The organism is Lactobacillus sp. JM1, assembly GCF_009834385.1.
Classification (GTDB): Bacteria; Bacillota; Bacilli; order Lactobacillales; family Lactobacillaceae; genus Lactobacillus; species Lactobacillus paragasseri.
Window position 1 is genome coordinate 25,411 of the sequence record NZ_CP044412.1, and the last position, 24,283, is coordinate 49,693.

Sequence of the window (24,283 nt, forward strand, 5' to 3'; positions counted from 1 at the left end):
TATGTTTGGTACGGAACTACTCAATGCAAGACAGGTGGCCCAAAAATTGGGTATCAGCTATACTTACTTTTTTAAGTTGAGAAGAAATGGCTGTCCATATCATCAATTAGGAAATCAAGGGCGAAAATATTATGTTTTGAAAGAAGTGCAAGATTGGCTCTTAGTAAGTAGTCAACGTTAAATATAGGGCGTGGTAAATGCTACGCCCCTTTTTTGGAGAAAGAATATGGCAATTACACAAATTAAATCAGGAAAAAATGAGGGTAAGTATAGAGTTAGAATTCAGCCGACTGATAATGAAACTGGAAAAACAATACCCGTACCTAGTAGAGTAACTAAGACAAGTAGTAAGCGTGAAGCAAAGCAACTGGAAGAACAAATGTGGGTTGAATATCGCGCGCGTCAAGAAGTTAATTTAGATGTGTTAAATCAGCCACTTTCGATAGCATTGAATAATTATGTTGAAGAAGAGAGAGCTTCGGGACGCTGGTCATCTATTACTACTTATGATAATTGGAAATATACTGTTAAACTTGTTTCTCAATATTTCGGTAGGAAAAAAGTTAAAGACATTAAGGAAAAAGATATGCGCAATTTCGCTAGAAATTATGTTAAGACGCATAAAACAACTGTAGCCCCTCATACCACGATAGACAGGCAGTTACAGAATTTGAGGGGATATTTTTCAACTTTGAATGATGTGGGAATTACGAGAAACCCCGTTCCAATGAAACCACTGTCTAAATTTTTTAGACGTGATGAAATGAGCTTAGCTACAAAAAAGTATGTTTTTACTAGTAGTGAAATTGAAGCTCTTAAAGCAGAGATTTATAAAGAACTAGGAGTATGTAGAGTAAATTATTGGACTACACGGATTGCTATTTTAATAGCATTGGATACGGGTATGAGACCGCAAGAAATTCAAGCGCTAAAGTGGAATCAAATTATTAATGATGGAAAATTTAAAGTGTTTCAAATAAATGATTCCTGGAATGAAAAAGAAAAACATCTTAACGGTCATTTGAAGAGTAGACCTCGTGGAGAATCTAGACTAACCCTCCCTCTTTCTGAACCACTTTTGCAGTTATTGAAGAAGTTTCATCACCATCAGTTAGAACTTCTAAAAGAAAATAGTTTAGTTAATTCAAATGATTGGTTAATGTTGAATACAACGGACTATAATTTGTGTTCATTAGGTTATCCAATTACTCAAAAAAGCATGAACGATATGTTGAAACAGTTAAGTAAGAAAGTGGAAATTAATAATCAAGAATTGAATATCAGCATGTATACGTGTAGGCATACTGTAGCAACAAAATTAGGTAATACTCCAGGTATGTCTTATCCTTGGGCGGCAAGTAGATTGGGACATTCTTTAAAGATGTTTATGCGGACTTATGTCCATGTAGATGAAGATAGAAATGAAGAAATGCTAAATTTAGTAAATAATTGGTAAAATAGAATATAAGTAATTTAGATTTGATAAGTATGGGAATGACTAAGAAAAATGAAAAAAAAATTATATAATTTATTTCATGGAAATGTTTCAGAAAAATATTCTGAATGGGCTTCTCCTGATCTAATAATATCTGATGGAGCTTATGGCGTAAGAGGATTTAATGGTGACGTAACTGATGTTTCAGATCTAAATGAATGGTATAAGCCCCATCTTTTGGAATGGTCTAAAAAAGCTAAACCTTCCACTAGTTTATGGTTTTGGAATACTGAAATAGGCTGGGCTACGATGCATCCATATTTAGAAGCAACAGGTTGGGAATTCGTTCAATTAGCTATATGGAATAAAGGTTTAGCTCATATAGCTGGTAATGTTAACGGAAAGACAATAAGACAATTACCAGTAGTAACAGAAGTTTCAGCACTATATAGAAGAAAAATATTTTTAAATTCAGGTGATGGTGAAACTTTAGGTGTAAAAGAATGGCTTAGACATGAATGGTGTAGGAGTGGATTACCTTTATATAAAGCTAATGAAGCGACAGGATTAAAAAATGCTGCTACAAGGAAATATTTAACTAAAGATTGGCATTGGTATTGGCCATCTGGAGAGTCAGTTGAAAAAATGGCAAACTATTGTAATAAGTATGGTAAATCAACAAATATTCCTTATTTTTCATTGGATGGTAAAAATAAAGTTAATGCTAAATCTTGGGATAAATTAAGAGCGGTTTGGCATCATAAGAATGGAATAACAAATGTATGGAGTAGACCTCCGCTAGCAAATGCGGAACGGCTTAAGGGTACTATGAGACGAAGCGCGCCTAGGGTATATAAACCGACTAAATATTCAGCGGCACATTTAAATCAAAAACCACTCGATTTAATGATAGAACAGGTAAGATCAACTACAAATCCGGGAGATATAGTTTGGGAACCCTTTGGTGGGCTGGCGTCAGCATCCGTAGCATCTGTTTTATTAGGTAGATATCCTTATGTTGCAGAAATTGATGATAATTTTGTACAATTAGCAGAAGAAAGGCTGTCAGAAGCAAGTATTGAGTTTAATGAAAAAGGAATATTTAGTGATTGATGAATAAAGACTTAAAACCCGAAAGATATGAATTACCAGATGGTGATGAGAGAACCATTTTAAGGGAAAGAATAATTAAAGCGTTAAATGCGGTGCCTATTTATTTTAAGTCTCCTATCAATATTAAAGGCTTAGCAGTAACTGATTTGTTTTCAATGAATACGTTACTTGGGGGAGCTATTGAAGATCAGACTACACAGGCTTTGAATGATACGAGAAATATTTGGGATCCAGATGGCAAGTATAGTGAGTATTTTTTTAAAAGATATTCTGAAAGTTTTCCGGATGTTCGATTAGAGAAAGGCGTAGATCAATCTCCTTTAATAGGAATAGAATTAAAAGGATGGTATTTATTATCTAAGGAAGAAATGCCTTCTTTTAGATTTAGAGCATCTGCAGATGCAGTAACCGAATGGGATCTTTTAGTAGTATATCCTTGGAGTTTATCTGACGTGCTTTCAGGAACACCAAAACTTGAAATTCCATATATTGAACAAGCTAAGTACGCCGCTGATTATAGAACATATTACTGGGAACATAGAAATCCTAATGCTAAAAAAGTTGTTCATCCAGATACTCATCCATATCCAAATCCAGGAAGTAAATATTCTGATATAGCAAAGGATGATAGTAGTGGTAATTTTGGTAGAGTTGCTAGAGTACACGGATTAATGGACGATTGGGTTTCTGACACGATGAAAAATAAGCTTGCAGGAATTGAAGCAAAATGGTGGGTTAAATTTTTTAAGCTTTTTGATGAAAAAGGTGTAAACGAACAGAAAATTAAATCACAGTTTGAAAAAATAGCTGATACAGAAGATCATAATAAGAAATGGGCAGATGAATTTTATGGCTTGATATCTCAATTGATGGATTTACGCGTGGTGCTAGTTAAATCGTTTTAGTTAACAAAAAAAGTCCAATCTTGTTAGACTCGACTTGTAAACATATTAATAGAAAAGAGTCTGACTAGATTGAACTACCCTAAGCTTAAGCGTTTTTCTCATCATTTACAAGTTAGTTTTAGTCGTTTAAATATAATTTGTCGCTGTTTGTACAAACTTTATGCCCCAGATGCATTAAAGCAAAGACGGAATATCAATCGATGTAAAATATCTGACAGTTCTATTCTGGCCTTGCTTATTTGGCAGGCTTCATTGGGCGTTGAATCTCAAAGAAGATTTTGTGAAAAGCTTGTTAATTTATCTCACTCTCGCTTTAATCGCAGAGCACGCATGCTTTTGCCATTGATCTATTTAATTCGACATGGCCTTAATGAGGAAGTAGATCTGTCAGGCGACATTTTAATTATTGATAGCTTTCCTGTGCCAGTCTGTCAGCCAATTCGCAATCGTCGAGCAAAGATCTTTCGCGGCTATGCCGATATTGGCTATAAGGCAACCAGAAAAATCTATTATTATGGTTTTAAGGTTCACGCTATTGTTAGCGACGACGGCTACTTGCTAGATTATATCGTAACCAAGGCCTCAGTTCATGATGCTAAGGAAACAGTAGAACTGATTACTAATGCTCATCCTGACAATCGTTACCTTTTGGGCGATGAAGGATATTTGGGCAAAAACCTGCATCAACGCTTAGAGCAAATGGGTTATACGCTTTGGACACCATATCGTAAAAACATGAAGAATGCTCAAAAGCACAATAAGCACTATTTAATGGCACTCAGAAGGACCATCGAGAGTGATTTTTCGCTTTTGTCTTACTACAACGCTGAAAATAATCGAGCTAGAAGTTTAGCAGGTTTTCAAGAGAGACTCGAAGTTGCCATTTTAGCTTATAATATGGCATATTGTCTAGAACGATTTAACTAGCACCACGCGTATTAATATTTATAAATTAGATCTTTTTTGAAGTAGAATATTATTGTTAGTTATTATATATTTTTGAAGAAATCTTATATTAAGTATATTACTGAGGAATTCTATGAAAATTGGAAAAGCATTACGTGTAGAGCGTCTAAAACTCGGATTAACACAACAACAAATGTGTGAAGGGATTATTAGCAGACCTTTTTATGCTAAAGTTGAAAGTGGGAAAAATAAGATTAATGCAGAAAGTTTATTTCAAATCTTATTTAAACATCAGATTGAAATTGATGACTTTTGTCAACTTATACAAGATACCTATATTACTAAAAATAGAAGGGTTATAAATAAGTTGCAAGAAAGAATGGATTATGCATTTAGTACTAAAGATATTGATTCTTTAATACTAAACTGTAAAAAAATTATGAATGTTCCTGGAGATAGGATTATAAAATTACGAACATTGGTAGCTATTGCTTATTTTAGAAATGAACTAAATGAGATAGATAACGGGATTAAAAAGAAAATAAAAATAGAATTTAATGAAGGACAGAAATGGACAAAAAGACCAGAATCATTAAGGCTTTTTGCTAATACGATGCCATTATGGTCGCAAGATGAATTAAATTTTTTTATAGGACGATTATTGGCTACAGTCAAAAATGAGAATATTACTGAATTAATGTTAGAAAGGTATTTAAGAATATTTGAAAATTATTTAGCTACCTGTTATGAAAGAAAGATACCAATGAGAAAAAATAGTAATCATATAGAAGAAATAATTGACTATATTACGAATGCAACATCATCAAATGTTCACTTGATGATATATAGAATAAATGCTATTTATATGAAATCATTATTTAAGAATGATAAAGAAAAAGTTACTAAAATCAAGGCAGATATGAATGATTATGGATATGGAAAGCTAACTATTAGTTGGCCTAATTGAAATATTGTTAAATAAAAATTTGGTAAATGTGTAAAACTCTAATTGATTATGTTGGGTAAGAATGAACATGATTAATTAGAGCTTTTTATATTTTTAGTAATTTGAATACGCGTGGTGCTAGTTAAATCGTTCTAGACAATATGCCATATTATAGGCTAAAATAGCTATTTCTAGCCGCTGTTGAAAGCCTACTGGACTTCTTGCTCGATTATTCTCAGCGTTGTAATAACTAAGCAACGAAAAGTCGCTTTCAATGCTTCTTCTAATTGCCATCAATTGATGATCATTATGCCTTCTAGCTCCTTGCATGTTTTTACGATATGGCGTCCAAAGCACATATCCCATGCGCTTTAGATTAGTAGCTAGATTTTTGCCTAAATAACCTTCATCTCCTAAAAGATAATCGTTGGCTGGATGAGCATTGATCATCAATTCTACTGTCTCTTTGGCATCATGTACTGACGCTTTAGTAACTGCATAGTCAAGCAGATAGCCATCATCGCTTACTATTGCGTGGACCTTGAAGCCATAATAATAGACTTTCTTGGTTGCTTTATAACCAATATCAGCTACGCCCCGAAAGATCTTGACACGATAATTGCGAACAGGCTGGCAAACTGGCACTGGGAAACTATCAATAATCAAAAATTCTCCAGCTGTCTTTACTTCTTGATTCCAAGCCTGACGGATACAACGAATTAGAGGCAAGAGCATTCGAGCTCGACGGTTAAAACGAGAATGAGATAAGCCAACGAAGAATTTACAGAATCTTCGTTGAGATTCAATTCCAATTTCAGTTTGCCAAATGAGCATCGCTAAGATAGAACTATCAGGAAGCATGGTCTGATCAACATTTTTACGATGTTTAAGTCCATCAGGCGCATAAAGCTTATATAGCGAGCGACAAATCACATTTAACCGATTAAAACTAACTTGTAAATGGTGAGAAAAACGCTTAAGCTTGAGACAGTTCAATTAGATCAGACTCTTTTCTATTTAAATTACTTACAACTTGAGTCTAGTCTAATTGGACTTTTTTATTAACTAAAACGATTTAACTAGCACCACGCGTATTTGAATATTTAAATTGTATCTCTTTAGATTATTAATTTTAAATAGATTGTGTATGTAATAAGAATGTGTAACAAATATGATACTAAGAATATTTGATCTTAATTAATTGATTTATTATTAATACAAATAAAGATAAAGGGGGCATCAAAAATGATTTGGTGGGAATTACCAGTACTTTTAGGTTAATTTGAGGCTTATTAAATAGCGTTAAAACTTTTTAAACACTATTTAAAGTAAACTGAAAATTAGTAAGAAGATAAAGAAAGTCACATACTGTGATCCTTAAAACAGATTTGTAAGGATAAACGGTATTAATAATCATTGTCTAGTATTAGAATCTGATTTTAATGAAAAGAGATAAGGTCAAATGATTACTGTTCAATTAAGAGGTATTGCTGAAGGTAGATTGGGAGTAAATCATATTGATTATGATTTACGTTTAGGTTCAAAAGTAAAAGATATGATTCAAAGAGTTGTATCTTTAGATGAAGACTTGAAACATAATATTTTTAATACCACGTTAAATGAGCCTAGAAAGTTATGTAGAGTTTTAGTAAATGGAAAATTAGCCAAGTTTAACCAAACAATTAATGCGACTGATAATGTTGCATTAGTAGGTGTGGTTACTTGTGACGGTTAATTTAAGAGCTTTTTTTTGGGGGTCTGGAAATATCCAGGCTCTTTTGCTTAAGAAAGGAATAGAAAATGATATTTGAAAATTCTAGATATAATCGACAAATTCAAATGCCAGAAATAGGTGAAGAGGGTCAAAAACGCTTAAGTAATGCTAGTGTAGTTAGCGTAGGTGCTGGTGGAGTTAAGTCACCGTTGCTTTATTATTTAGCAGCTGCTGGAGTGGGAAAAATTAAGATCATTGATTTTGATAAAATTGAATTAAGTAATTTGAATAGACAAATATTGTATACCACTGATGATATTGGAAAATATAAAGCTAAAGTTGCTGCGAATAGATTGAGGCATTTAAATCCAGAAATTCAAATAATTGACTCAGAAGAAAAAGTTACACCTCAAAATATCAATACTTTATTATCTAATTATGATATTGTTTTAGAAGGTGGAGATGGTCCAGAACAACGTTTAATGGTCAATAAATATTGTGTAGATAATAATATCCCTATGGTACATGTTTCTGCACAGTATGGCTATGGTTATGTACTGACTATGCTTGATGCTAAAGTAGATCCGTGTTTACAATGTGCATTTCCAGATTTAGCTGAAAGTCGTAGAGGACCAGTAGCAGTTTGGGGTATAGGAACTGGTATTGCTGGTGTAATGGGTGCTAATGAAGTTTTGAAGATTATCTTGGAAAAAGGAGATTTAGCTCGTGGATATCTGCTTTGCGCATCCAGTTTTTCAAATGATTATTATAAAATTCCAATCCCTAAACTTTCAGATTGTCCAACCTGTGGCAAAATAAAATGATCGCTATAAATAAAGAAAGATTAATTGAGCGAGCTGCCTTACTAGCTTCTGGCGTAGATTCTTTAGGAACAGGCTCGTTCGTTAGTATTTCAACTATTTTCTTTTTGAATAATAGTCATGTCAGTGCAACTTTGATAGGAATAGGGCTGACTTTATCAGCAATATCTGGCATGGTTGCTTCCGTACCTGTTGCATACCTTGCTGATCGATTAGGAAAATTAAGAATATTTTCGGTATCTTATATATTAAGAGCATTTGGAATGTTGTTATGGCAAGGGATAAAAGGAAATATTAGTTTCTTAATTTTTATGACTTTGTTTGGAATAATTGATCGATCCGCAGCCTCTTTAACTAGAAGTTTAATAGTTGCACCGTTGAGTAAAGAAAAAGCTTCGATTTTAATGGGAAATATGGCTTTACCAACTAATCTGGGATATGGTATCGGTGCTGGTATAAGTGGAATAATAAGTTTTTTTAAATTAAATTTATTTATAGCTTTGATTATTAATGCTTTTTCTTTTATATTAGTTGTTTTAATTTATAACTATGCTTTAAAAGATGTTGATGTAACGTCAGCTAATATTAAGCGTTCACCATTAACATCTTTTAAAGCAATTGAAAGTTCCTTAATAAATAAAAAAAGATTTAATTTGATTATTGAAAACTTTATTTTTTCATTTCATAGGACTTTACTAAACGTTTATATTCCTTTGTTAGTTGTAAAAAATTTTACTAACTTAACATGGATGGCACCTACTGCGTTTGTATGTAATACTATTGTTATTGCTCTTTTTCAAGGTTTTGTAAATAAAATTGCCGTTCAAAAGAAAGTTTATGATATTTTTTGGATTATTTCTGGATTCTGTTTAGGGATATCATTTTTTGGAATAGTTATTTCTAACATTAATAATACAAAAAAGTTTTATTTAATATTACTAATATTGTTAGTTATTGTTCAAATAATAGCTGAGTTATTTAGTTCTGCAGCTCTAGCTGTTTATATGGTTGAATTTAGTAGATCTCAATATTTGACTTTGGATTTAAGTGCTATAAATTTGGGAGGACAATTACAGAATATTGTAGGACCAATGATATTTGGGGAATCTGCTACTTCTAATTTTTTATGTCCTTTGTGTATGGGAATTCTAACGTTAGCTATTACTATAAATGAATTAAAAAATAAAGTAATATTAAAAAACTCTAACTAGAAGATTAACATAAAGTTTTTAAATTAATAAAGCCGGATTATTAAGCATAATTAACCTTGGTTTATCAGTATAAACCAAGGTTAATTTTATTAAATTTTTTAATGGGTAACGTCTACTGTAAAAAAATAATAGTGAGACATAAACAAAAAAAGAGAAACCATCGTAAAAGATTAGATTCTCTTCTTGATGAAAGTAAAATTGTTATATTGAATACGCATGGTGCTAGTTAAATCGTTTTAGTTAATAAAAAAGTCCAATCGGACTAGACTCAAGTTGTAGTATCAAAAAAAGAGTCTGATCTGATTGAACTGCCTTAAGCTTAAGCGTTTTAGCCACCATTTACAAGTTAGTTTTAAAGATTTAGTGGTAATTTGTCGGCACTGGTATCGTTTGTATGCACCGGCTGAGTTTACTCATCGGCGAAATATTGATCAAATTAAAACTACGGACAGTCTGATTTTGGCTTTACTTATCTGGCAAGCTAAGACAGGAATTGAATCACAAAGAAGATTCTGTGAATGTTTCAATTGTTTATCACACTCACGTTTTAATCGGCGTTCACGTCAGCTATTGCAATTGATTTATCAGATACGGCAAGAAATGAATAAAAAGGTTGACCTGAATGGACAGTTCTTGATCATTGACAGCTTTTCGGTACCTGTTTGCCAACCAATTCGCAACTATCGTGCTAAAATTTTTCGCGGTTATGCCAACATTGGTTATAAGGCCACCAAGAAAATTTACTTCTATGGTTTCAAAGTTCATGCCATTGTTAGCGATGACGGTTACATTCTTGATTATGTCGTAACAAAGGCATCAGTTCATGATGCCAGGGAGACAGTTGAACTGATGGAAAATACCCATCCATCTAATTACTATCTTCTTGGCGACGAAGGCTATTTAGGCAAAGAACTGCATCAACAGCTAAAACAAATGGGTTACGAACTTTGGACACCATATCGTAAAAATATGACAGGAGCTAAAAAGCACAATGATCATCAATTGATGGCTATTCGCAGAACAATTGAAAGCGGCTTTTCGCTTCTGACCTATTACAATACCTAGAACAATCGAGCACGTAGTCTGATAGGCTTTCAAAGCCGGTTGGAAATTGCAATTTTAGCTTATAATTTGGCTTATTGTCTAGAACGATTTAACTAGCACCACGCGTATGGATTTATATAAATAGATGTGCTATATGTTATATGCTGAAAAGTTGTAAATGTACTTAATTGATGTAGTAGGGAAGATTGGATTATGGAAGAGATTGAACCTTTTGTTGATGGAAGAGAACGAAGCTTACGATGCCCTTTTTGTTGTAAGCCTGGTTCAACCACATCTCATTATATGAAAAGAATTTTTAACACTTCTCCTCAAGGTATTAAAAAGGTGTCTTTAACCGATTGGTCAAAAAAGAATAATTTTAAAGGAGACTCAAATAATCAACAAATACTTAATAGAAGTGTAGAATTTTATTCAGCTACTTGTAATAATTGTGGTAGTGAGAGTATATATGTAGAAAATAAAATGATGGTAGAGGATGTGCCGACTCCTACACAGGCTGGTATATCTGTTAATACTGCTAGAAATGTGATATTATTGCAGAAATGCATATATCCAGAATCACCTATACCTGATATATTGCCAGTCCCTTCAGAATCTATGCCAGAAGATGTTAAAAAGATTTATAACGAAGCAGCCAGTGTATTTAATAAATCACTGAGAGCCTCTGGCACATTAATTCGAATCACTTTAGAAACTTTATTGAAAAATCATACGGAAGCAGATGCAAACAGTTCATTAAACATTATGATAGGTCAATTAAGTCGTACAATGCCATCATTTATTACAGAAATGATGGATAACATTAGAGTTTTTGGAAATTCTAATGCACATGCTCATGAAAATGAATTGGATAGATATAGACAAATTAATGAAACTGAAAATAAGGAACAAGTAATAGAGTTATTTACTTTTGTAAATTTGATTTGTGATCAAATGGGTTTATTGGCAAAATCGCATGAGATGTATGAAAGAATACCTGATACTAAGAAAAATCAAATAAGTAAACGCAATAAAAAATTTAAAAAAGAGTAATTAATATAGGTTCTCAGATATATAGGCATCTACCCCACAATATCTGCCACACAGTTTTTAGAAAAACAATAAAGAAGCCGACATTGTAGGCTTAGGAAGTTGGGCTTTCTATGCTTTTAGTCAGCATTTTTTATGCTCATATTTAATTAAAAGCTATCAAATCATTTCTTAAAATACTGATTTGATAGCTTTTTCTTTGCTTTGAACTAGAATAAAACGGTTTGGGAGCAAGCGTTAAGCCTGTTTTTTTGTGTTTAGGGTATTTGAAAAGGATTATCTTCAGTATTAGAGATAATCCTTTTTTGTTTGAGCTATTATATTTTTTGACACGTTCAAGATGAGATAAAGTAATTAATTTATTAGCCAATTGTAGTACTAAATAATTATCCTTTAACTATTTCTTCTAAATCAATTGGGTTATTTAATTGATAATCTGCTTCAGGAAGTTCTTCATGTGCTTCTCAATTGGCTAAAGCAAATTTCACTTTAGCAGCGTTAGCAGTTAACATATCATATTTGGTATCACCTACATAAAGCGTTTCAGTACGATCTACACCAAGTTTACTTATTGCGAAATTTAATGGTTCAGGATTAGGTTTATGATTCTTAGTATCACTTGCAGTAACAATTACATCGAAATAATCATCTAGTCCAAAGTGACTGACTTCATTAATATACTCTTGTTTAGTTTTTGAAGTAACAATTCCTAAAGTAATTCCCTCTTGAGATAGAGATTTGATAGTTTCGGGGATATTATTAAATAATGTATCTTCATTAACTCGGTTACTAGCTTTTTCAGACCAACTTTTAGCCATTTTATTGATCAATACTTTATTATTAGTAAAATGCTTAATGGCATCTCTTCCAGGAATTCCCAATGCAAAGGCTAAATCGTTAATATTAACATTTGCATTTAAATATTCTTTAATAACCTCTTTGAATGTGGAAAGAACAACCTTTTGTGTATCAACAATAGTGCCATCTACATCGAATAAAATTGTCTTAATCATAATTTACTCCTTACTTTTAAAGCGGTTACAGCAATTATATCAAAAGCATAATTATCTGAATATGAAAAAACTACTAATTTCCTTAATAGCAATAGCGTTTATAATTGGCATCATTTTTAATTAATACACTAGAGAACTGAAATAAGTTTACGTAATACGCCTTGTTTTAGTTTTTTATTGCTGTGGTTCAATACGTAATTGGATGGTCAATGATTTAACTAATGGAGTATCAGAATAAAGCTTAGTATTTATAGATCTACCTGTTTGTTAACAAAATATGTCATATATAATTGACAATTTAAAAATAAATATTATACTTAAAGTATAAAAAGTCACATATATATGACTTATAAGAATGATAGAGAGAATTGCCATGAATAGAGTTAAAGAATATCGAAAGCAAAAAGGCTTATCACAGATGGCATTAGCTAAAAGGATAGATGTTGCTAGGCAAACAATAAATTTAATTGAAAATGATAAATATAATCCTTCATTAGATTTATGTTTGAAGTTAGCGCATGAGTTAGATACAGATTTAAATACATTATTCTGGGATGGAGATGTTTAAAAATGAAAGCTAAAGAAACTAGATTCGAAAAATATATGAAATTTTGGTACGGAATTTCTGGTCCACTTGATGAGCAGAAACGTCAAGTTATGAATCAAATTGGAAATAGGGCATTTTTTATTTTCTTTTTAGGGATGGATGTAGCATTTTTAATTTCTCTGGTTTTGTTTTCGATGTATAAAGCTGATGTGGCATATCTTTTCCTTTCTGGTAGCTTTTTTGTAATGCTAATGGCAGTTAACTTATACATAATGCAGCAATCTAGAAAGGCGAGATTGACAGATAATGAAGTAGAGAAAGACGAATTACCTGAGGCTAAAAAAGCTGCATGGACAAAAGGAATGATATCCGGAGCAATCTTTGGCATATTGATGTTAATCTTAGAATTCTTAACTAGTTATAGCGATGGTTCGTGGACCTGGATAATGATTCCTACATGTTTGATTTCAGGTGTTTTCTTCGGTATCTTTATGTCGCTAATTGCAGTTCATAGAATCAAAGTAGTAAAAGACGAAGATTAAAGAATTAGCCATTTTTAATGTTACATTGTTGCATTAAAAATGGCTTTTTTTGTTGAAAAAACTTCACGTAGCTTATAAATATTTGTATCATTTAAATGTAATCGCTTGCATAAAAATAGAAAAGATAAAGAAAATGAAAACAACAAAATTAGGAAAAACAAGTTTAGATATTCCAGCTATTGCTTTAGGCGTTATGCGGATGGGGACTAGAACTCCAGAAGAAGGAGCTGCTGCAATTAACGCAGCTTATAAAGCTGGTGTAAATTTTATTGATTCTGCGGATATTTATGGACGCGGAAATTCAGAAAAAGTTTTTGGTAAGGCGTTAAAATTAGCCGATGTTAACAGTGAAGATTTATTTATTCAATCAAAGACTGGAATTGTTGTAGGACCAAATGGAAGCCATGGATCATTAGCTTATGGCTCACGCTATGAATTTACTAAAGAGCATATTTTGGATGCTGTTGATGGTATTTTGAAGAGAATGGATATTAATTACTTAGACTGCCTAGTCTTACACAGACCAGATATTTTGATGGATCTAGAGGGAATTAAACAAGCCTTTGATATTTTACAAGCTACCGGTAAAGTTAGATTCTTTGGTGTATCTAACTTTAATCCTGCTCAATTTAAGATGCTTCAAAATGCAGTAAGTCAGCCTTTAATGTTTGATCAAGTGCAATTTGGATTAATGCACACAGGAATGGTTGACTTTGGCTTGCATACTAATATGACTGATGATGCTTCTATTAACCACGATGGTAGCTTACTGGAGTTTTTACGGATGAATCATATTACTTTGCAAGCGTGGTCGCCATTTCAATATGGAACTTTTGCTGGTACATTTATCAATAATCCAGCCTTTCCTGAATTAAATAAGAAATTGCAGGAAATTGGAGATAAATATAGCGTTGGTAAAAATGCAGTTGCGGCAGCTTGGATTCTTAAATGGCCTGGTCAGGTTCAGGTTATCATGGGAACTATGACTCCGGCTCATATTGTCGATTCTGCTAAGGGTGCAGATATTGAGCTGACTAATCAAGAATGGTATGATTTATATTTTGCTGCGGGACACGATTTACCGTAAAAAAGTTTTGCTTTTTATAAAATCATCTGATATACTAGTAGACGTTGTGAGAAATGCTGACTTAGCTCAGTTGGCAGAGCACGTCATTAGTAATGATGAGGTCGAAGGTTCGAATCCTTTAGTCAGCACATGTGAAAAGTCCTAACCTGTCGGTTAGGACTTTTTTTATTGCCTTTTTTAACTTGATATAATAAGAGGTAGAAATATATTACGAAAGATAAATGCTAGAAAAGGTAAAAGCAGATGAAATTAAGTCAAAATAAAGAAACTTTAGATCAAATAGCACCATTAGTGGAATATGCTTTTTTAAAAAATAATGATATACGTGAGGATCCCAACTTTTTAAGTCGTTATAACCATAGTATGGGTTTTGGTAAATATAAGGATAACCATCTTGCTAGCTATATTATGGTAAATGAATTTAAAAGTAGAATTTTTGCTAAAAAAGTTAAAATGGGCGGAGTTGGTTATGTTGCTTCTTATCCCGAAAACCGTGGTCAGGGCGATATTAATCGCTTGATGAAGGAGATTATTTTAGAATTACACGATCAAAATTACGCAATTTCTGACTTAGCTCCATTTTCAGAAACTTTTTATCGTCGTTATGGCTATGAAAATACTATTTATGAAAAAATGTATCAAATTCGGCCTGAATATCTACGTTTCTTTAAGCCTATCAAAGAGGGAAAAGTAGTTCGTGGAAGATGGAGTGATTCATCCCTAAAAGAAGCAGTAATCAAGTTATATCAGGCTAAACTCAATCAAGGTGAACAAAGAAATACAGTTGACCGTGCAGACTGGTGGTGGGATAGATTAGATACGTATTATCCCGGTAGGTCAATTTGTGTTTATTTTGATAAATTCCAACAACCACAGGGGTATATGTTTTACCGAATTGTTGAGCGTAACTTCCGAGTAGAAGAGATGTATTATCCAACTCCGCAAGCAGCTCAAGCCCTGTTAAGCATTATTGCAAGCCACAGTTCAAGCGACTTGAAATACTATGTGAAAATGCCTGAGGAAAGTTTGTTAGGAGAATTCTTCCCGGAACAAGAAGGAATCACTATAAAGACAATACCTTACATGATGACTAGAATCATTGATATGAAACAAGTGTTAGAAGCATTGCCTTTAGTTAATAATAAGAAACTGACTATTGAGGTCACTGACGATGATATTATTGTTGAAAATAATGGTATCTGGTTAGTTAACGATGCTGCTGAAGAAACTAGGGTAAGAAAAGTCGAAACAGATCCAGACTATACAGCTTCTCTAACTAACTGGACAAAAGTGCTTTTAGGTCATTTAACTTTAAAGCAGGCAGTTCAATTAGGCTTTGTTAAAGAAAATCACCCAGTTGATAATGACTTTGTTAAAGGCGAAGTCTCATTTTATGATTACTTTTAATTAAAAATAGTTTTTCTGACTTAAAATAACAGAAAAACTATTTTTTGTTATAGCCAGCAATATCCCAGTCTGTAAATTTGTAGTTTAATTTTTTATGATAGGCTTTTTCATAAGCTTGTTTCTTTTGCTGGTAGTCAATTTCTCGCATTTTTTGTGCATTTTTTGCGATTGAAAGCTTGGGATTAGGATAGATAGTTGGTAAGACATGAAGAATCCAGCGAGTTTTATTAAATTCAGGATGCAATATCTCTCGCTTTTTTGTGTCTTTAATTTCAACAAAACAAGAAATAATAGGAATATTCATTTTAGCTGCATAATAATAGGCACCCTTTTGCAAGGGTCGAGGTTTGCGATAATTTTGCCATAATTCTTGCTCTGGATAAATTACAATCCAATTATTTCTAATCAGAATTCGCTCTAAGTGTCTTGGAAAATCCCGTCCTAAATACTCTATGCTAGCAGTAACGGGAATGCTGTCGATGTTTCTCATTAGGAATCCAATCCAGCTAGGAAGTTTGAGGTTAGTATCTTCAATAACAAAGTACAGTCTTTTATGGTATTTCATTGCTAGGCGTTTGAGTGGTAAGCAATCGAACTGATTGTAGTGGTTACAAGTGACAATAGCTGAAGAAAGATTCTTAAGCGAAGTAGGATTATCAATTTTGGTATTGAAAGTTAATATGGGAGTTCCAACATTGAGAATTCCCCGGGCAATTAAATTAATTATTCTAGAAAACAATTTATCATGATTAGCCCAAAAGTTTTTGACCAAATTCAAGCGTTCTTTTTTACTTAAAATTGGATCATTTGGCTCAACTTTTGCATTAAAATTTTTCTCTTTGACACTTTTTTTGATATTTAAAACAACTTGTCGCCGATTTTTTCCAATAATCATCTGTATTCTCCAAGATTTTATGTGGTAGTTATAAGTTCTATTTTATTTATTTTGCTTTTTAAAACCAAATATTATCCCACCCATTGTTTTTCATGCTAAGCTAAGGTAACAGATAAAACACAGAGAGGAGAAATTATAATGAAAGTAGGTATTATTGGAGCTTCAGGCATGGCAGGAAGTGCAATTTATAAGTTGGCTAGTCAAAATAAAGACTTAGAAGTAACAGGTATTGTTAGAGATAAAGATAAAGCTAAAAGAGTCTTAGGTAAGGATGCTAAGCTTTTAATTGGTGACGTCCTAACAATGGATGATAGTTTGCTTCAAGAATTTAATGTGATTGTTGACGCTTTTGGTACCACACCAGAGAGGGCAAGAGATCAAGTAAAACTTGCTACCAAGTTGTGCGGCTTAGCTAAGAATAAAGATATTAGAGTAATCTTCATTCTAGGAGCTGGTAGTCTTAGAACTGGAATTGATAACCACTTAGTTGTTGAAGATATTAAGAAATTAACTGGCTCTGAAAACTGGATTAATACACCCAAAGAGCAGTTGAATGAGTTAAACTACTTAAAGCAAGTTGAAGATGTAGATTGGCTTGGAATTTCACCAGCCTTAACCTTTGAAGCAGGTCCAGAAGCAGCAGGTTATATGTTAGGTAACGATACGCTGCTCTACAACGATAAAAATGAATCTAAAGTAACTTCGGGTACAATGGCACGCTTAGTTGTAAATGAAATTGTTCATCCAGAGCACCATAAGGAAAGAATTACTTTAGTTGATGAATAAAAAATAACCGCTACAACGCTCAGGCGCTATAGCGGCTATTTTTATGTAATATTTAATTATTAGCAACTAATGAACGATAAAAGTTAGCTTTAGTTTGACGGTAGTAAGGCGTAATCCAAATGAATCCAATACCGCAAGTGATTAAACCAAGTAAGCCCCAACCAATGAAACTTAAGTCTAAGACGAATAAGTCCATCTTGTGTCCATCCATTAACTTACGGCTTTCAGTGATAGCTTCAGTAGCTCCAATATCAGTTAGGCCAGCTGAAAATTTATCTTTCAAAATATATGGCGTCATGGCATAAGAATAACCCTTAATAAAGCCAGGAATAATAAATAAAATGGTCCATAAACTAACGAATAAATTGGTCATGAATAGGGTAAATAAACTATTCTTAAAGCGGCCATTGCTATAAGCGCTAAAAATACCAGAATACCAAGGCTCCATCTTGCCTGTTTCAACGAAATCTAAGATTGTGTAGGCAACTCCCCATAAAATTAAGCCGGTAATCAAGCCTACAATAATTTCTGAAAGGTTATAGGCTGGCTTATATCCTTGAATTAAGTTGTCTTTATTAAAGCGTAGAACAGTATAAGTAAAATCTTTTCCAGTCCAGATCCAGCGGTTAAGATCCATAATAACTGCGTTAACTAACCAAGCAAAGATAGTTAGGCAAATAGCCCAGCCCCAATTGCCACGTAGTTGATCTTTTGCAGCTTGTTTCAATTGTGCACGTGTCATAGTATTACTTCCTCTAACAATATATTAATTTCTGATCATTATAATCTTACCACTAATCTTTAAGTAATTTGAAAAACTAAATTCTGCCGTCTTCTGCTATAATCAAAATTACTAACTTAAATAGAAGAAGGGTTGCTACTTGAAATATAAACAATTAATTTTTGACGTTGATGATACTCTGATCGACTTCGCGGCTACGGAAGATTCATCTTTGCATGCGCTATTTAAATCACATAAGCTGCCTCTTTCTTCTGATTTGCAGAAGCAATATCATACCTATAATCAAGGGCTTTGGCGTAGACTTGAGCTTGGTGAGATTACGTATGATGAGCTAAGTGAGATGACTTTTCATGATTTTATTAAAGAGAATTTTAATTTAGATGTAGATGGCGATAAATGGATGAACGAATATCGCTCTTATTTTGGTGAGGCGCATCAATTATTACCTGGTGTAGAAGATACGCTTAAATTTGCGAAGAAGCAGGGCTATAAGTTAACTGTATTGAGTAACGGTGAAAAGTTTATGCAGCGACACCGCTTAGAGCTAGCAGGAATTAAGGATTATTTTGATTTGATTGTAACGTCTGAAGAAGCTCATTACTCTAAGCCAAATCCACATGCTTTTGATTATTTCTTTAGTAGGACTGAAATTGGTCCAAACGAAACTTTATTCTTTGGGGATGGGTTACAGTCAGATATTTTAGGTGCTGAAAAATATGGCTTTGACAGTATTTGGTATAATCATCGTCACAGAAAAGATACGATTGGTCTTCATCCCTTGTTTGAAGTGGAAACATATCCTGAATTTGTAAAAATAATGCAGAACGATTTTCAAAAAGCATATTAAAAGGAGTGCCTCAGGCACTCCTTTTTTGTTATATATTATTCTTTTTCAAAACCAACCATTAAACCGCCATCTTCAGCGTAGAAACTGCAGAGGGCACCACATTCGCCGATCGTTACTTTAGCATCTGGGAAGTTATCTAAGATAATCTCTTTCATGCTTAGGGCAGAGCCTTCATTTTGAACGTGATCAATTTGAACACGACCGCCTTTATAGCCGGCTTTGACCATTTCATCTAAGAGTTTTCTTCTAGCTTTCTTAGCACCGCGTGCCTTACCCAAAAGTTCAAATTCACCTTTATTGTTGGCAGTTCCGATAACGAAAAGCTTCAATAAACCAGCAATCTTAGCGACTGCTGGTGGGATACGACCATTATTGCCTAGATTAGTTAAGTCTTGCAAGGCAAACATTAAATCAAGCTGGTGTTGGTACTCTTCAGTGGCCTTGACAATTTCTTCAAATGACTTGCCCGCATTTGCTAGACTAGCAATTTTCTCAGCCAGTAATCTCAATTGAGGACCAGCTGAGCGAGAATCAAATACTAAGATCTTAGCTTTTGGATTCTTTTCATGATAAATCTTAGCTGCTTGAGTAGCTGAATTATAACTACCGGAAAGGGCGCTAGTTAAAGTAATTACAAAGATCTCGTCGCTACCTTCAAAAGACTTAAGCCAGTCGTTTACATTGGGACAAGCAGAAGTAGACTTGCTCTTAGTGTGTTTTAGCGTATGAAGAAACTTATCTAAATCAATATCAGGCGTATCCATCCAAAGCTTGCCATCAACGTGAAGCGATAAAGGAACTGTAATGTGCTCAATTCCGTCAATTTGATCAGCTGTGATATTCGCAGTTGAATCTGTGATAATTTTTATTGGCATATAGATTACCTCGAATTAAATATATTAACCTATTTTCTTTCAGTCTAGAGAAGATAGATAGTAAAGTCAAAGAAAATGCTAGCAAAAAAGACAGCACTGAAGCTGTCTTGATTAACGTGAAAATACTAGGCCAAGGAGACCGCCAAGTGCGATTAATGCTAAAAGCGGCAATACTAGGTAAGAAACGAAGGCAAATAGCAAGCCAACGATGATTAGGAAACCAACGATTTTTAGCATGCCAATTCCTAGTTTCCAGAAAAGCCAAATGATCAATAAGGCTAATAAAATTGAAAACATATTCTAAACCTTCTTATAAAAAATTAAACCATATTTTGATATTAATCATATTACGAAATTGAGAGAAAGTGTAGATAAGTTTTTATTAAGAATAGGAGATAGTAAAATATACTAAATAAACCGCTTTCATATTTTGCAAAAACGTGATATATTAATGGTGTGAAATAGCTCAAGTAGAAGTCACGATTAAGATTGTTAGAAGTTATATTTTTTATTAATTAAGTAGACGATACTCTAGCTATTGCAATTCATAAATATAATTCATAAGTAAAAGGAAGTTCTCTTTTGAACTTCCTTTTTATTAGTTTATTAGTTTATTAGCTATTATTTAGCGACTAAATTAACAACTTGATTAAATTTTTGTTTATCTTCAATACTCATAGTATGTTCAATCTCAATAATTGTTTGGGGAAGACTTTGTAAGAGAGAAAAAACCTGCTTACGACTGTCATCATCAAGACCTGATAAACCTTCATCAACAAGTAAAAATTCCTTTTTATTTAATAATGCTCGAGCAATCTCTACTTTTCGTTTCTCTCCGCCAGATAAAGATAATCCTTTTTCTCCAATTGGTGTGTCTAAATGCTTTTTATTAGCTAAATATTCTAACTTAACTTTTTTCAAAACTTTAATTAGCTGAGAAGAAGGAATATTTTTTCCTAAAGTTAGATTGAAACGTAATGATTCCGCAAAAATATATGTATCTTGACCTACAATTCCAAAGTTAGAAAGAAAATTCCTTTTATTTAATTGATTATCAACTAGGATTTTACCTTTAATTAAAGGTAATTCATTTAATAAACTTTTAAATAAGGTTGATTTACCAATTCCCGATTTGCCAGTTATTAATATTTTATCTCCTTCAAAAATTTTAAAATTAATATTTTTTAATATAGCAAGATTATCATATCCAAGAGTACAATTATCAAAAACAATCTTTTGGTGATCAGGAAGATTTACAAATGACAAGTTATTGAATTGCTTAGATATCGGTTTTTGTAGTGTTTTATTTTTTAATAGTGGACTAACTGAATTCAATTGGTTAGTAATGTTTACTATTGAAATAATGGGGCTCGTTAGGCGATCGGAAGCAAGAAAAAGCGAAATTAACCCTCCAACAAGTATTTGACCATTAACTACGAAAAAAGATCCAACTGCTAGAGAGATAACCATAGAAAGAGTATATGAAACTTGAGCAAAAAAGTTAGAGGTATTACGACGAAAATTCATAAAGAAATACTTTTTTTCTTCTATCAATAGAGCTTTTTTAATGAATGATTTAAATTTTGCGTCGGCATTAGCATGTCGAATAGTATTAAATCCATGTATAGCATCACTAACTTTTAAGTTATAGGTCTCATAACTCTGATTCCAGCTTTTAGTTCCATTTTGAATCCAGTTTCGTGTTAAACGAGGGATTGTTGCAGGTAATAAACCGCAAATTAGAAAAACTAAAGCTGCAATACCGTTTATACTTAGAATATAAATAAGCGAGACAATAGTTTGTTCAATACAGTAAATCAACATAATAGTAGAATCAATACATTGACTTTCAATTTGCTTCACGTTGACGTTAATGAAGTTTAACGTATTAGTCATTTTATTTTCACTAGGGGAATCATTGAAATTATTAAAAGCTCTTGAACGTAAAAATTGGTTACTGTATTTGGTGATTTTTCCCCAGCAAAGTTGCCAAAGATAAAAATTTATATTCAAAAAAAGCATTAAACCGAGATATAATAAGAGAATTTTGGGAATATCATTGAATTTCCTTTGAGAAAGTGTATTAGTTATTTTTCCAATTATGTAGGGTGAAATAACCCCATCTAGGGATGCGAATGCACTAGTCAGTATCAGAGCTAGAAATAACAGTTTATTTTTAGATAGTATTTTTTTAAAGAATGAAGGGATAGTCATGGTGAACACCTTTGTTTGTTATGGAATGGAATACAGATTATTGTGTATGCTGATTTTAATATATATTTAATTACTTTTTTATAATTACTTATACTATATCCATGAAGATAAGGCGTCAAGATAGATAAAATATTTAATCAATCTTTTGAAATACATGACAATAAATAAAACCAATTTTTAATAAGCTATAATAATACTAAAAAGTACTATCTATATTTTTTGGAAAATAAACTAATGAAAAAAGTAACAATAGGAATTTTAGCTCACGTTGATGCAGGCAAGACTACTTTGTCAGAAGGCTTGCTTTATCAAAGTGGGACGTTAAGAAAATTAGGTGCAGTTGATAAAGGAACTGCATATTTAGACAGCAATAATTTAGAAAAGAAACGCGGAATTACGATCTTTTCTCATATGGCGCGCATTAAAACTGAAAATAGCGAATTACTCCTCTTAGATACTCCGGGCCACATTGACTTTGCTCAGGAAATGGAAGAGACGCTTAGCGTATTAGATTACGCAATTTTAGTTGTGTCGGCTAGCGAAGGCGTAACTGCCTATACACAGACGCTTTGGAACTTATTGAAAAATCACAAGATTCCAACTTTTATTTTTGTTAATAAGATGGACACGTTAAAGGCTAATAAGGGTAAGGTTCTTCAAGATTTAAGGACACTCGATGACAACTGTGTTGAGTTTGGGGATGAAGGTTCTGATTTTTATGAAAAAATTGCTACCGCAGATGAGGCAATTTTAGAAGAATATCTAGAATCGGGTCAGATAAAAGATGAAGAAATCCGAGATTTGATACTTCAAAGAGAAATTTTCCCAGTATATTTTGGCGCAGCTTTAAAACTAAACGGAGTAGCTGAATTTTTACAGGGACTAGATAAGTGGACTAAGAAAATAGAGTATCCTGAGAAATTTGCTAGTCGTATTTTTAAGATTTCTCATGATGAGAAAGGCGAACGATTAACTTGGCTTAAAGTTACTGGTGGTGAGTTAAGAGCCAAGACTGAGCTAATGCCTGATGAAAAGGTTAATGAAATTCGTCTCTATAACGGTACTAAATATCAAGTAGTTCCTAGTGCTCAAGCTGGCGAAATTGTTGCTGTTAGCGGATTGAAAACCACTTATCCTGGTCAGGGTATAGGCTTTGAAAAGGATCAAACGAACTTTACAATGCAGCCAGTTCTAACTTATGCAGTTCAGACTGCACCGGATAAGACACATGCAACGCTAACAGCTCTAAGACAGCTAGAAGATGAAAATCCGCAATTGCATGTTAAGTGGGACAAGCAAGCAGAAGAGATTAGCATTGATGTGATGGGAAAGATTCAGTTAGAAATTCTCCAACAGATTTTGCACGATCGCTTTGGCTTAAAAGCTGAATTTGCTCAAGGCAAAATTCTTTATCAAGAAAGCATTAAAGATTCAGTTGAAGGAGTAGGACATTTTGAACCTTTAAGACACTATGCGGAAGTTCACTTATTGTTAAAACCGGGTAAGTTAGGCAGCGGCTTAGTTTTCAAAAATGAGTGTAGTCTAGAAGTGCTGCCTAAGAAGTGGCAAGACCAAGTAATGGATAGTCTAGCAAATAAAGAGCATCTAGGTGTTTTAGCCGGTTCTCCTCTAACTGATATGGAAATTACACTAGTTGGCGGTCGCGGTAGCAATGTACACACAGTGGGTGGTGACTTTAGAGAGGCAACCTATCGTGCGGTACGACAAGGTTTAATGGAATTAAAAGCACAAAATCAAGTATCTTTACTTGAGCCTTGGTATCAATTTACTTTAAGGATCAATCGGGAACAGGTTGGTCGTGCAATTAATGATATCGAGAAAATGGGCGGGAAATTTGAAATCGGAGAAAGCGATCATGATGTCGTGACGATTACTGGTCAAGCGCCAGTAGCACAGATGCACGATTATGCAACTGAAGTTAGGAACTACACGCATGGCAGTGGTCAACTTGAGTGCTTATTTGCAGGCTATCGGAAATGTAAAAATAGTGCTGAAGTACTTGAGTCAATTAATTATGATCCTGTTTCTGACATTTACAACACCCCTAATTCTGTTTTTTGCTCTCATGGTGCAGGTCATACTGTTGCTTGGAATGAAGTGCCAGATTATGCTCAATATCCGTATTTACAATCTTAAGATTGCTTAGGATCGACTAAAAAGAT

Annotated in this window: 24 protein-coding genes, 1 tRNA gene and 1 pseudogene; 19 read left to right on the plus strand and 7 right to left on the minus strand. The window is 33.2% G+C overall.

What is annotated here, in order from left to right:
- The first annotated feature begins 1 nt into the window (after window position 1).
- The 6 genes from F3I00_RS00130 to F3I00_RS00155 all read left to right on the plus strand — a co-directional run bounded on the left by F3I00_RS00130 (window position 2) and on the right by F3I00_RS00155 (window position 5,326).
- Complete coding sequence (locus tag F3I00_RS00130; protein WP_056940688.1) at window positions 2-181, plus strand: AlpA family transcriptional regulator; 180 nt, start codon at window positions 2-4, stop codon at window positions 179-181.
- 45 nt (window positions 182-226) lie between these two features.
- On the plus strand, window positions 227-1,456 hold the full coding sequence (locus tag F3I00_RS00135) for a tyrosine-type recombinase/integrase (RefSeq protein ID WP_065169560.1): 1,230 nt from the start codon (window positions 227-229) through the stop codon (window positions 1,454-1,456).
- Between the two features lie 51 nt (window positions 1,457-1,507).
- Window positions 1,508-2,548 carry a DNA methyltransferase gene (locus tag F3I00_RS00140; protein ID WP_060462323.1) on the plus strand — a complete coding sequence of 347 codons (1,041 nt, stop codon included), beginning with the start codon at window positions 1,508-1,510 and terminating at the stop codon, window positions 2,546-2,548.
- A complete protein-coding gene (locus tag F3I00_RS00145; protein ID WP_065169561.1) occupies window positions 2,548-3,453 on the plus strand; it encodes a hypothetical protein in 906 nt (301 codons plus the stop codon). Before F3I00_RS00140 ends, F3I00_RS00145 begins: the two co-directional genes overlap by 1 nt.
- Window positions 3,454-3,522: 69 nt before the next feature.
- Window positions 3,523-4,380, plus strand: a complete 858-nt coding sequence (locus F3I00_RS00150; RefSeq protein ID WP_065169562.1) for an IS982 family transposase — start codon at window positions 3,523-3,525, stop codon at window positions 4,378-4,380.
- A 112-nt stretch (window positions 4,381-4,492) separates the two neighbouring features.
- Window positions 4,493-5,326 (plus strand): helix-turn-helix domain-containing protein, encoded by an 834-nt coding sequence (locus F3I00_RS00155; RefSeq protein WP_065169563.1) that lies wholly within the window; start codon window positions 4,493-4,495, stop codon window positions 5,324-5,326.
- 117 nt (window positions 5,327-5,443) lie between these two features.
- On the opposite strand, the gene F3I00_RS00160 is transcribed toward F3I00_RS00155, so the two are convergent.
- A complete protein-coding gene (locus F3I00_RS00160) occupies window positions 5,444-6,301 on the minus strand; it encodes an IS982 family transposase (protein ID WP_065169564.1) in 858 nt (285 codons plus the stop codon).
- Window positions 6,302-6,767: 466 nt separating this feature from the next.
- Here F3I00_RS00160 and F3I00_RS00165 point away from each other — a divergent pair, with 466 nt between their 5' ends.
- The 5 genes and pseudogenes from F3I00_RS00165 to F3I00_RS00185 all read left to right on the plus strand — a co-directional run bounded on the left by F3I00_RS00165 (window position 6,768) and on the right by F3I00_RS00185 (window position 11,148).
- Window positions 6,768-7,040, plus strand: coding sequence for a MoaD/ThiS family protein (locus F3I00_RS00165; protein ID WP_007125837.1), 273 nt, complete (start codon window positions 6,768-6,770; stop codon window positions 7,038-7,040).
- A 65-nt stretch (window positions 7,041-7,105) separates the two neighbouring features.
- A complete protein-coding gene (locus F3I00_RS00170; protein WP_007125836.1) occupies window positions 7,106-7,843 on the plus strand; it encodes a HesA/MoeB/ThiF family protein in 738 nt (245 codons plus the stop codon).
- Window positions 7,840-9,051 (plus strand): MFS transporter, encoded by a 1,212-nt coding sequence (locus tag F3I00_RS00175; RefSeq protein WP_007125835.1) that lies wholly within the window; start codon window positions 7,840-7,842, stop codon window positions 9,049-9,051. The genes F3I00_RS00170 and F3I00_RS00175 overlap by 4 nt, the downstream gene beginning before the upstream one ends.
- Window positions 9,052-9,354: 303 nt before the next feature.
- A pseudogene (locus F3I00_RS00180) lies at window positions 9,355-10,212 on the plus strand (IS982 family transposase).
- A gap of 96 nt (window positions 10,213-10,308) precedes the next feature.
- Entirely contained in the window at window positions 10,309-11,148 is an 840-nt protein-coding gene (locus F3I00_RS00185; RefSeq protein WP_065169565.1) for a DUF4145 domain-containing protein, read from the plus strand.
- A gap of 461 nt (window positions 11,149-11,609) precedes the next feature.
- Here the strand turns inward: F3I00_RS00185 and F3I00_RS00195 are convergent, their stop codons facing one another.
- Entirely contained in the window at window positions 11,610-12,158 is a 549-nt protein-coding gene (locus F3I00_RS00195; RefSeq protein WP_020807253.1) for an HAD family hydrolase, read from the minus strand.
- 373 nt (window positions 12,159-12,531) lie between these two features.
- On the opposite strand from F3I00_RS00195, the gene F3I00_RS00200 reads away from it, so the two are divergent.
- The 5 genes from F3I00_RS00200 to eis all read left to right on the plus strand — a co-directional run bounded on the left by F3I00_RS00200 (window position 12,532) and on the right by eis (window position 15,741).
- A complete protein-coding gene (locus F3I00_RS00200; protein WP_003648125.1) occupies window positions 12,532-12,726 on the plus strand; it encodes a helix-turn-helix transcriptional regulator in 195 nt (64 codons plus the stop codon).
- Between the two features lie 2 nt (window positions 12,727-12,728).
- Complete coding sequence (locus F3I00_RS00205) at window positions 12,729-13,247, plus strand: DUF3278 domain-containing protein (RefSeq protein WP_003656874.1); 519 nt, start codon at window positions 12,729-12,731, stop codon at window positions 13,245-13,247.
- A 133-nt stretch (window positions 13,248-13,380) separates the two neighbouring features.
- Window positions 13,381-14,334, plus strand: a complete 954-nt coding sequence (locus F3I00_RS00210) for an aldo/keto reductase family oxidoreductase (protein ID WP_020807254.1) — start codon at window positions 13,381-13,383, stop codon at window positions 14,332-14,334.
- Window positions 14,335-14,389: 55 nt separating this feature from the next.
- Window positions 14,390-14,462 (plus strand) — tRNA-Thr (locus tag F3I00_RS00215).
- Between the two features lie 115 nt (window positions 14,463-14,577).
- Complete coding sequence (gene eis / locus F3I00_RS00220; RefSeq protein WP_020807255.1) at window positions 14,578-15,741, plus strand: enhanced intracellular survival protein Eis; 1,164 nt, start codon at window positions 14,578-14,580, stop codon at window positions 15,739-15,741.
- Between the two features lie 37 nt (window positions 15,742-15,778).
- On the opposite strand, the gene F3I00_RS00225 is transcribed toward eis, so the two are convergent.
- The gene (locus tag F3I00_RS00225; RefSeq protein WP_020807256.1) at window positions 15,779-16,636 is read right to left on the minus strand and encodes a 1-acyl-sn-glycerol-3-phosphate acyltransferase; all 858 of its coding nucleotides are present in this window, start codon (window positions 16,634-16,636) and stop codon (window positions 15,779-15,781) included.
- A gap of 138 nt (window positions 16,637-16,774) precedes the next feature.
- Between F3I00_RS00225 and F3I00_RS00230 the strand changes: the two genes are divergently transcribed.
- On the plus strand, window positions 16,775-17,422 hold the full coding sequence (locus tag F3I00_RS00230) for an NAD(P)-dependent oxidoreductase (RefSeq protein WP_003649715.1): 648 nt from the start codon (window positions 16,775-16,777) through the stop codon (window positions 17,420-17,422).
- Between the two features lie 52 nt (window positions 17,423-17,474).
- Here F3I00_RS00230 and F3I00_RS00235 read toward each other — a convergent pair whose 3' ends face one another.
- A complete protein-coding gene (locus F3I00_RS00235) occupies window positions 17,475-18,164 on the minus strand; it encodes a DUF975 family protein (RefSeq protein ID WP_020807257.1) in 690 nt (229 codons plus the stop codon).
- A 139-nt stretch (window positions 18,165-18,303) separates the two neighbouring features.
- Between F3I00_RS00235 and F3I00_RS00240 the strand changes: the two genes are divergently transcribed.
- The gene (locus F3I00_RS00240) at window positions 18,304-19,011 is read left to right on the plus strand and encodes a YjjG family noncanonical pyrimidine nucleotidase (RefSeq protein WP_020807258.1); all 708 of its coding nucleotides are present in this window, start codon (window positions 18,304-18,306) and stop codon (window positions 19,009-19,011) included.
- A gap of 35 nt (window positions 19,012-19,046) precedes the next feature.
- Here F3I00_RS00240 and F3I00_RS00245 read toward each other — a convergent pair whose 3' ends face one another.
- From F3I00_RS00245 to F3I00_RS00255, 3 genes are all read right to left on the minus strand, one after another.
- Entirely contained in the window at window positions 19,047-19,886 is an 840-nt protein-coding gene (locus F3I00_RS00245; protein ID WP_003649712.1) for a DegV family protein, read from the minus strand.
- 111 nt (window positions 19,887-19,997) lie between these two features.
- Window positions 19,998-20,183 (minus strand): hypothetical protein, encoded by a 186-nt coding sequence (locus tag F3I00_RS00250; protein ID WP_003649711.1) that lies wholly within the window; start codon window positions 20,181-20,183, stop codon window positions 19,998-20,000.
- Window positions 20,184-20,507: 324 nt separating this feature from the next.
- Window positions 20,508-22,100: an ABC transporter ATP-binding protein gene (locus F3I00_RS00255; protein WP_035425510.1), complete on the minus strand. Its 1,593-nt coding sequence runs from the start codon at window positions 22,098-22,100 to the stop codon at window positions 20,508-20,510.
- Between the two features lie 234 nt (window positions 22,101-22,334).
- On the opposite strand from F3I00_RS00255, the gene F3I00_RS00260 reads away from it, so the two are divergent.
- Window positions 22,335-24,257 (plus strand): translation factor GTPase family protein, encoded by a 1,923-nt coding sequence (locus F3I00_RS00260; RefSeq protein ID WP_020807260.1) that lies wholly within the window; start codon window positions 22,335-22,337, stop codon window positions 24,255-24,257.
- Window positions 24,258-24,283: the final 26 nt, after the last annotated feature.

Coding starts and splice junctions, on each gene's coding strand:
- F3I00_RS00130 (WP_056940688.1), top strand. CDS start 2: ATGTTTGGTACGGAACTACTCAATGCAAGACAGGTGGCCCAAAAATTG.
- F3I00_RS00135 (WP_065169560.1), top strand. CDS start 227: ATGGCAATTACACAAATTAAATCAGGAAAAAATGAGGGTAAGTATAGA.
- F3I00_RS00140 (WP_060462323.1), top strand. CDS start 1,508: ATGAAAAAAAAATTATATAATTTATTTCATGGAAATGTTTCAGAAAAA.
- F3I00_RS00145 (WP_065169561.1), top strand. CDS start 2,548: ATGAATAAAGACTTAAAACCCGAAAGATATGAATTACCAGATGGTGAT.
- F3I00_RS00155 (WP_065169563.1), top strand. CDS start 4,493: ATGAAAATTGGAAAAGCATTACGTGTAGAGCGTCTAAAACTCGGATTA.
- F3I00_RS00165 (WP_007125837.1), top strand. CDS start 6,768: ATGATTACTGTTCAATTAAGAGGTATTGCTGAAGGTAGATTGGGAGTA.
- F3I00_RS00170 (WP_007125836.1), top strand. CDS start 7,106: ATGATATTTGAAAATTCTAGATATAATCGACAAATTCAAATGCCAGAA.
- F3I00_RS00175 (WP_007125835.1), top strand. CDS start 7,840: ATGATCGCTATAAATAAAGAAAGATTAATTGAGCGAGCTGCCTTACTA.
- F3I00_RS00185 (WP_065169565.1), top strand. CDS start 10,309: ATGGAAGAGATTGAACCTTTTGTTGATGGAAGAGAACGAAGCTTACGA.
- F3I00_RS00195 (WP_020807253.1), bottom strand. CDS start 12,158: ATGATTAAGACAATTTTATTCGATGTAGATGGCACTATTGTTGATACA.
- F3I00_RS00200 (WP_003648125.1), top strand. CDS start 12,532: ATGAATAGAGTTAAAGAATATCGAAAGCAAAAAGGCTTATCACAGATG.
- F3I00_RS00205 (WP_003656874.1), top strand. CDS start 12,729: ATGAAAGCTAAAGAAACTAGATTCGAAAAATATATGAAATTTTGGTAC.
- F3I00_RS00210 (WP_020807254.1), top strand. CDS start 13,381: ATGAAAACAACAAAATTAGGAAAAACAAGTTTAGATATTCCAGCTATT.
- eis (WP_020807255.1), top strand. CDS start 14,578: ATGAAATTAAGTCAAAATAAAGAAACTTTAGATCAAATAGCACCATTA.
- F3I00_RS00225 (WP_020807256.1), bottom strand. CDS start 16,636: ATGATTATTGGAAAAAATCGGCGACAAGTTGTTTTAAATATCAAAAAA.
- F3I00_RS00230 (WP_003649715.1), top strand. CDS start 16,775: ATGAAAGTAGGTATTATTGGAGCTTCAGGCATGGCAGGAAGTGCAATT.
- F3I00_RS00235 (WP_020807257.1), bottom strand. CDS start 18,164: ATGACACGTGCACAATTGAAACAAGCTGCAAAAGATCAACTACGTGGC.
- F3I00_RS00245 (WP_003649712.1), bottom strand. CDS start 19,886: ATGCCAATAAAAATTATCACAGATTCAACTGCGAATATCACAGCTGAT.
- F3I00_RS00250 (WP_003649711.1), bottom strand. CDS start 20,183: ATGTTTTCAATTTTATTAGCCTTATTGATCATTTGGCTTTTCTGGAAA.
- F3I00_RS00255 (WP_035425510.1), bottom strand. CDS start 22,100: ATGACTATCCCTTCATTCTTTAAAAAAATACTATCTAAAAATAAACTG.
- F3I00_RS00260 (WP_020807260.1), top strand. CDS start 22,335: ATGAAAAAAGTAACAATAGGAATTTTAGCTCACGTTGATGCAGGCAAG.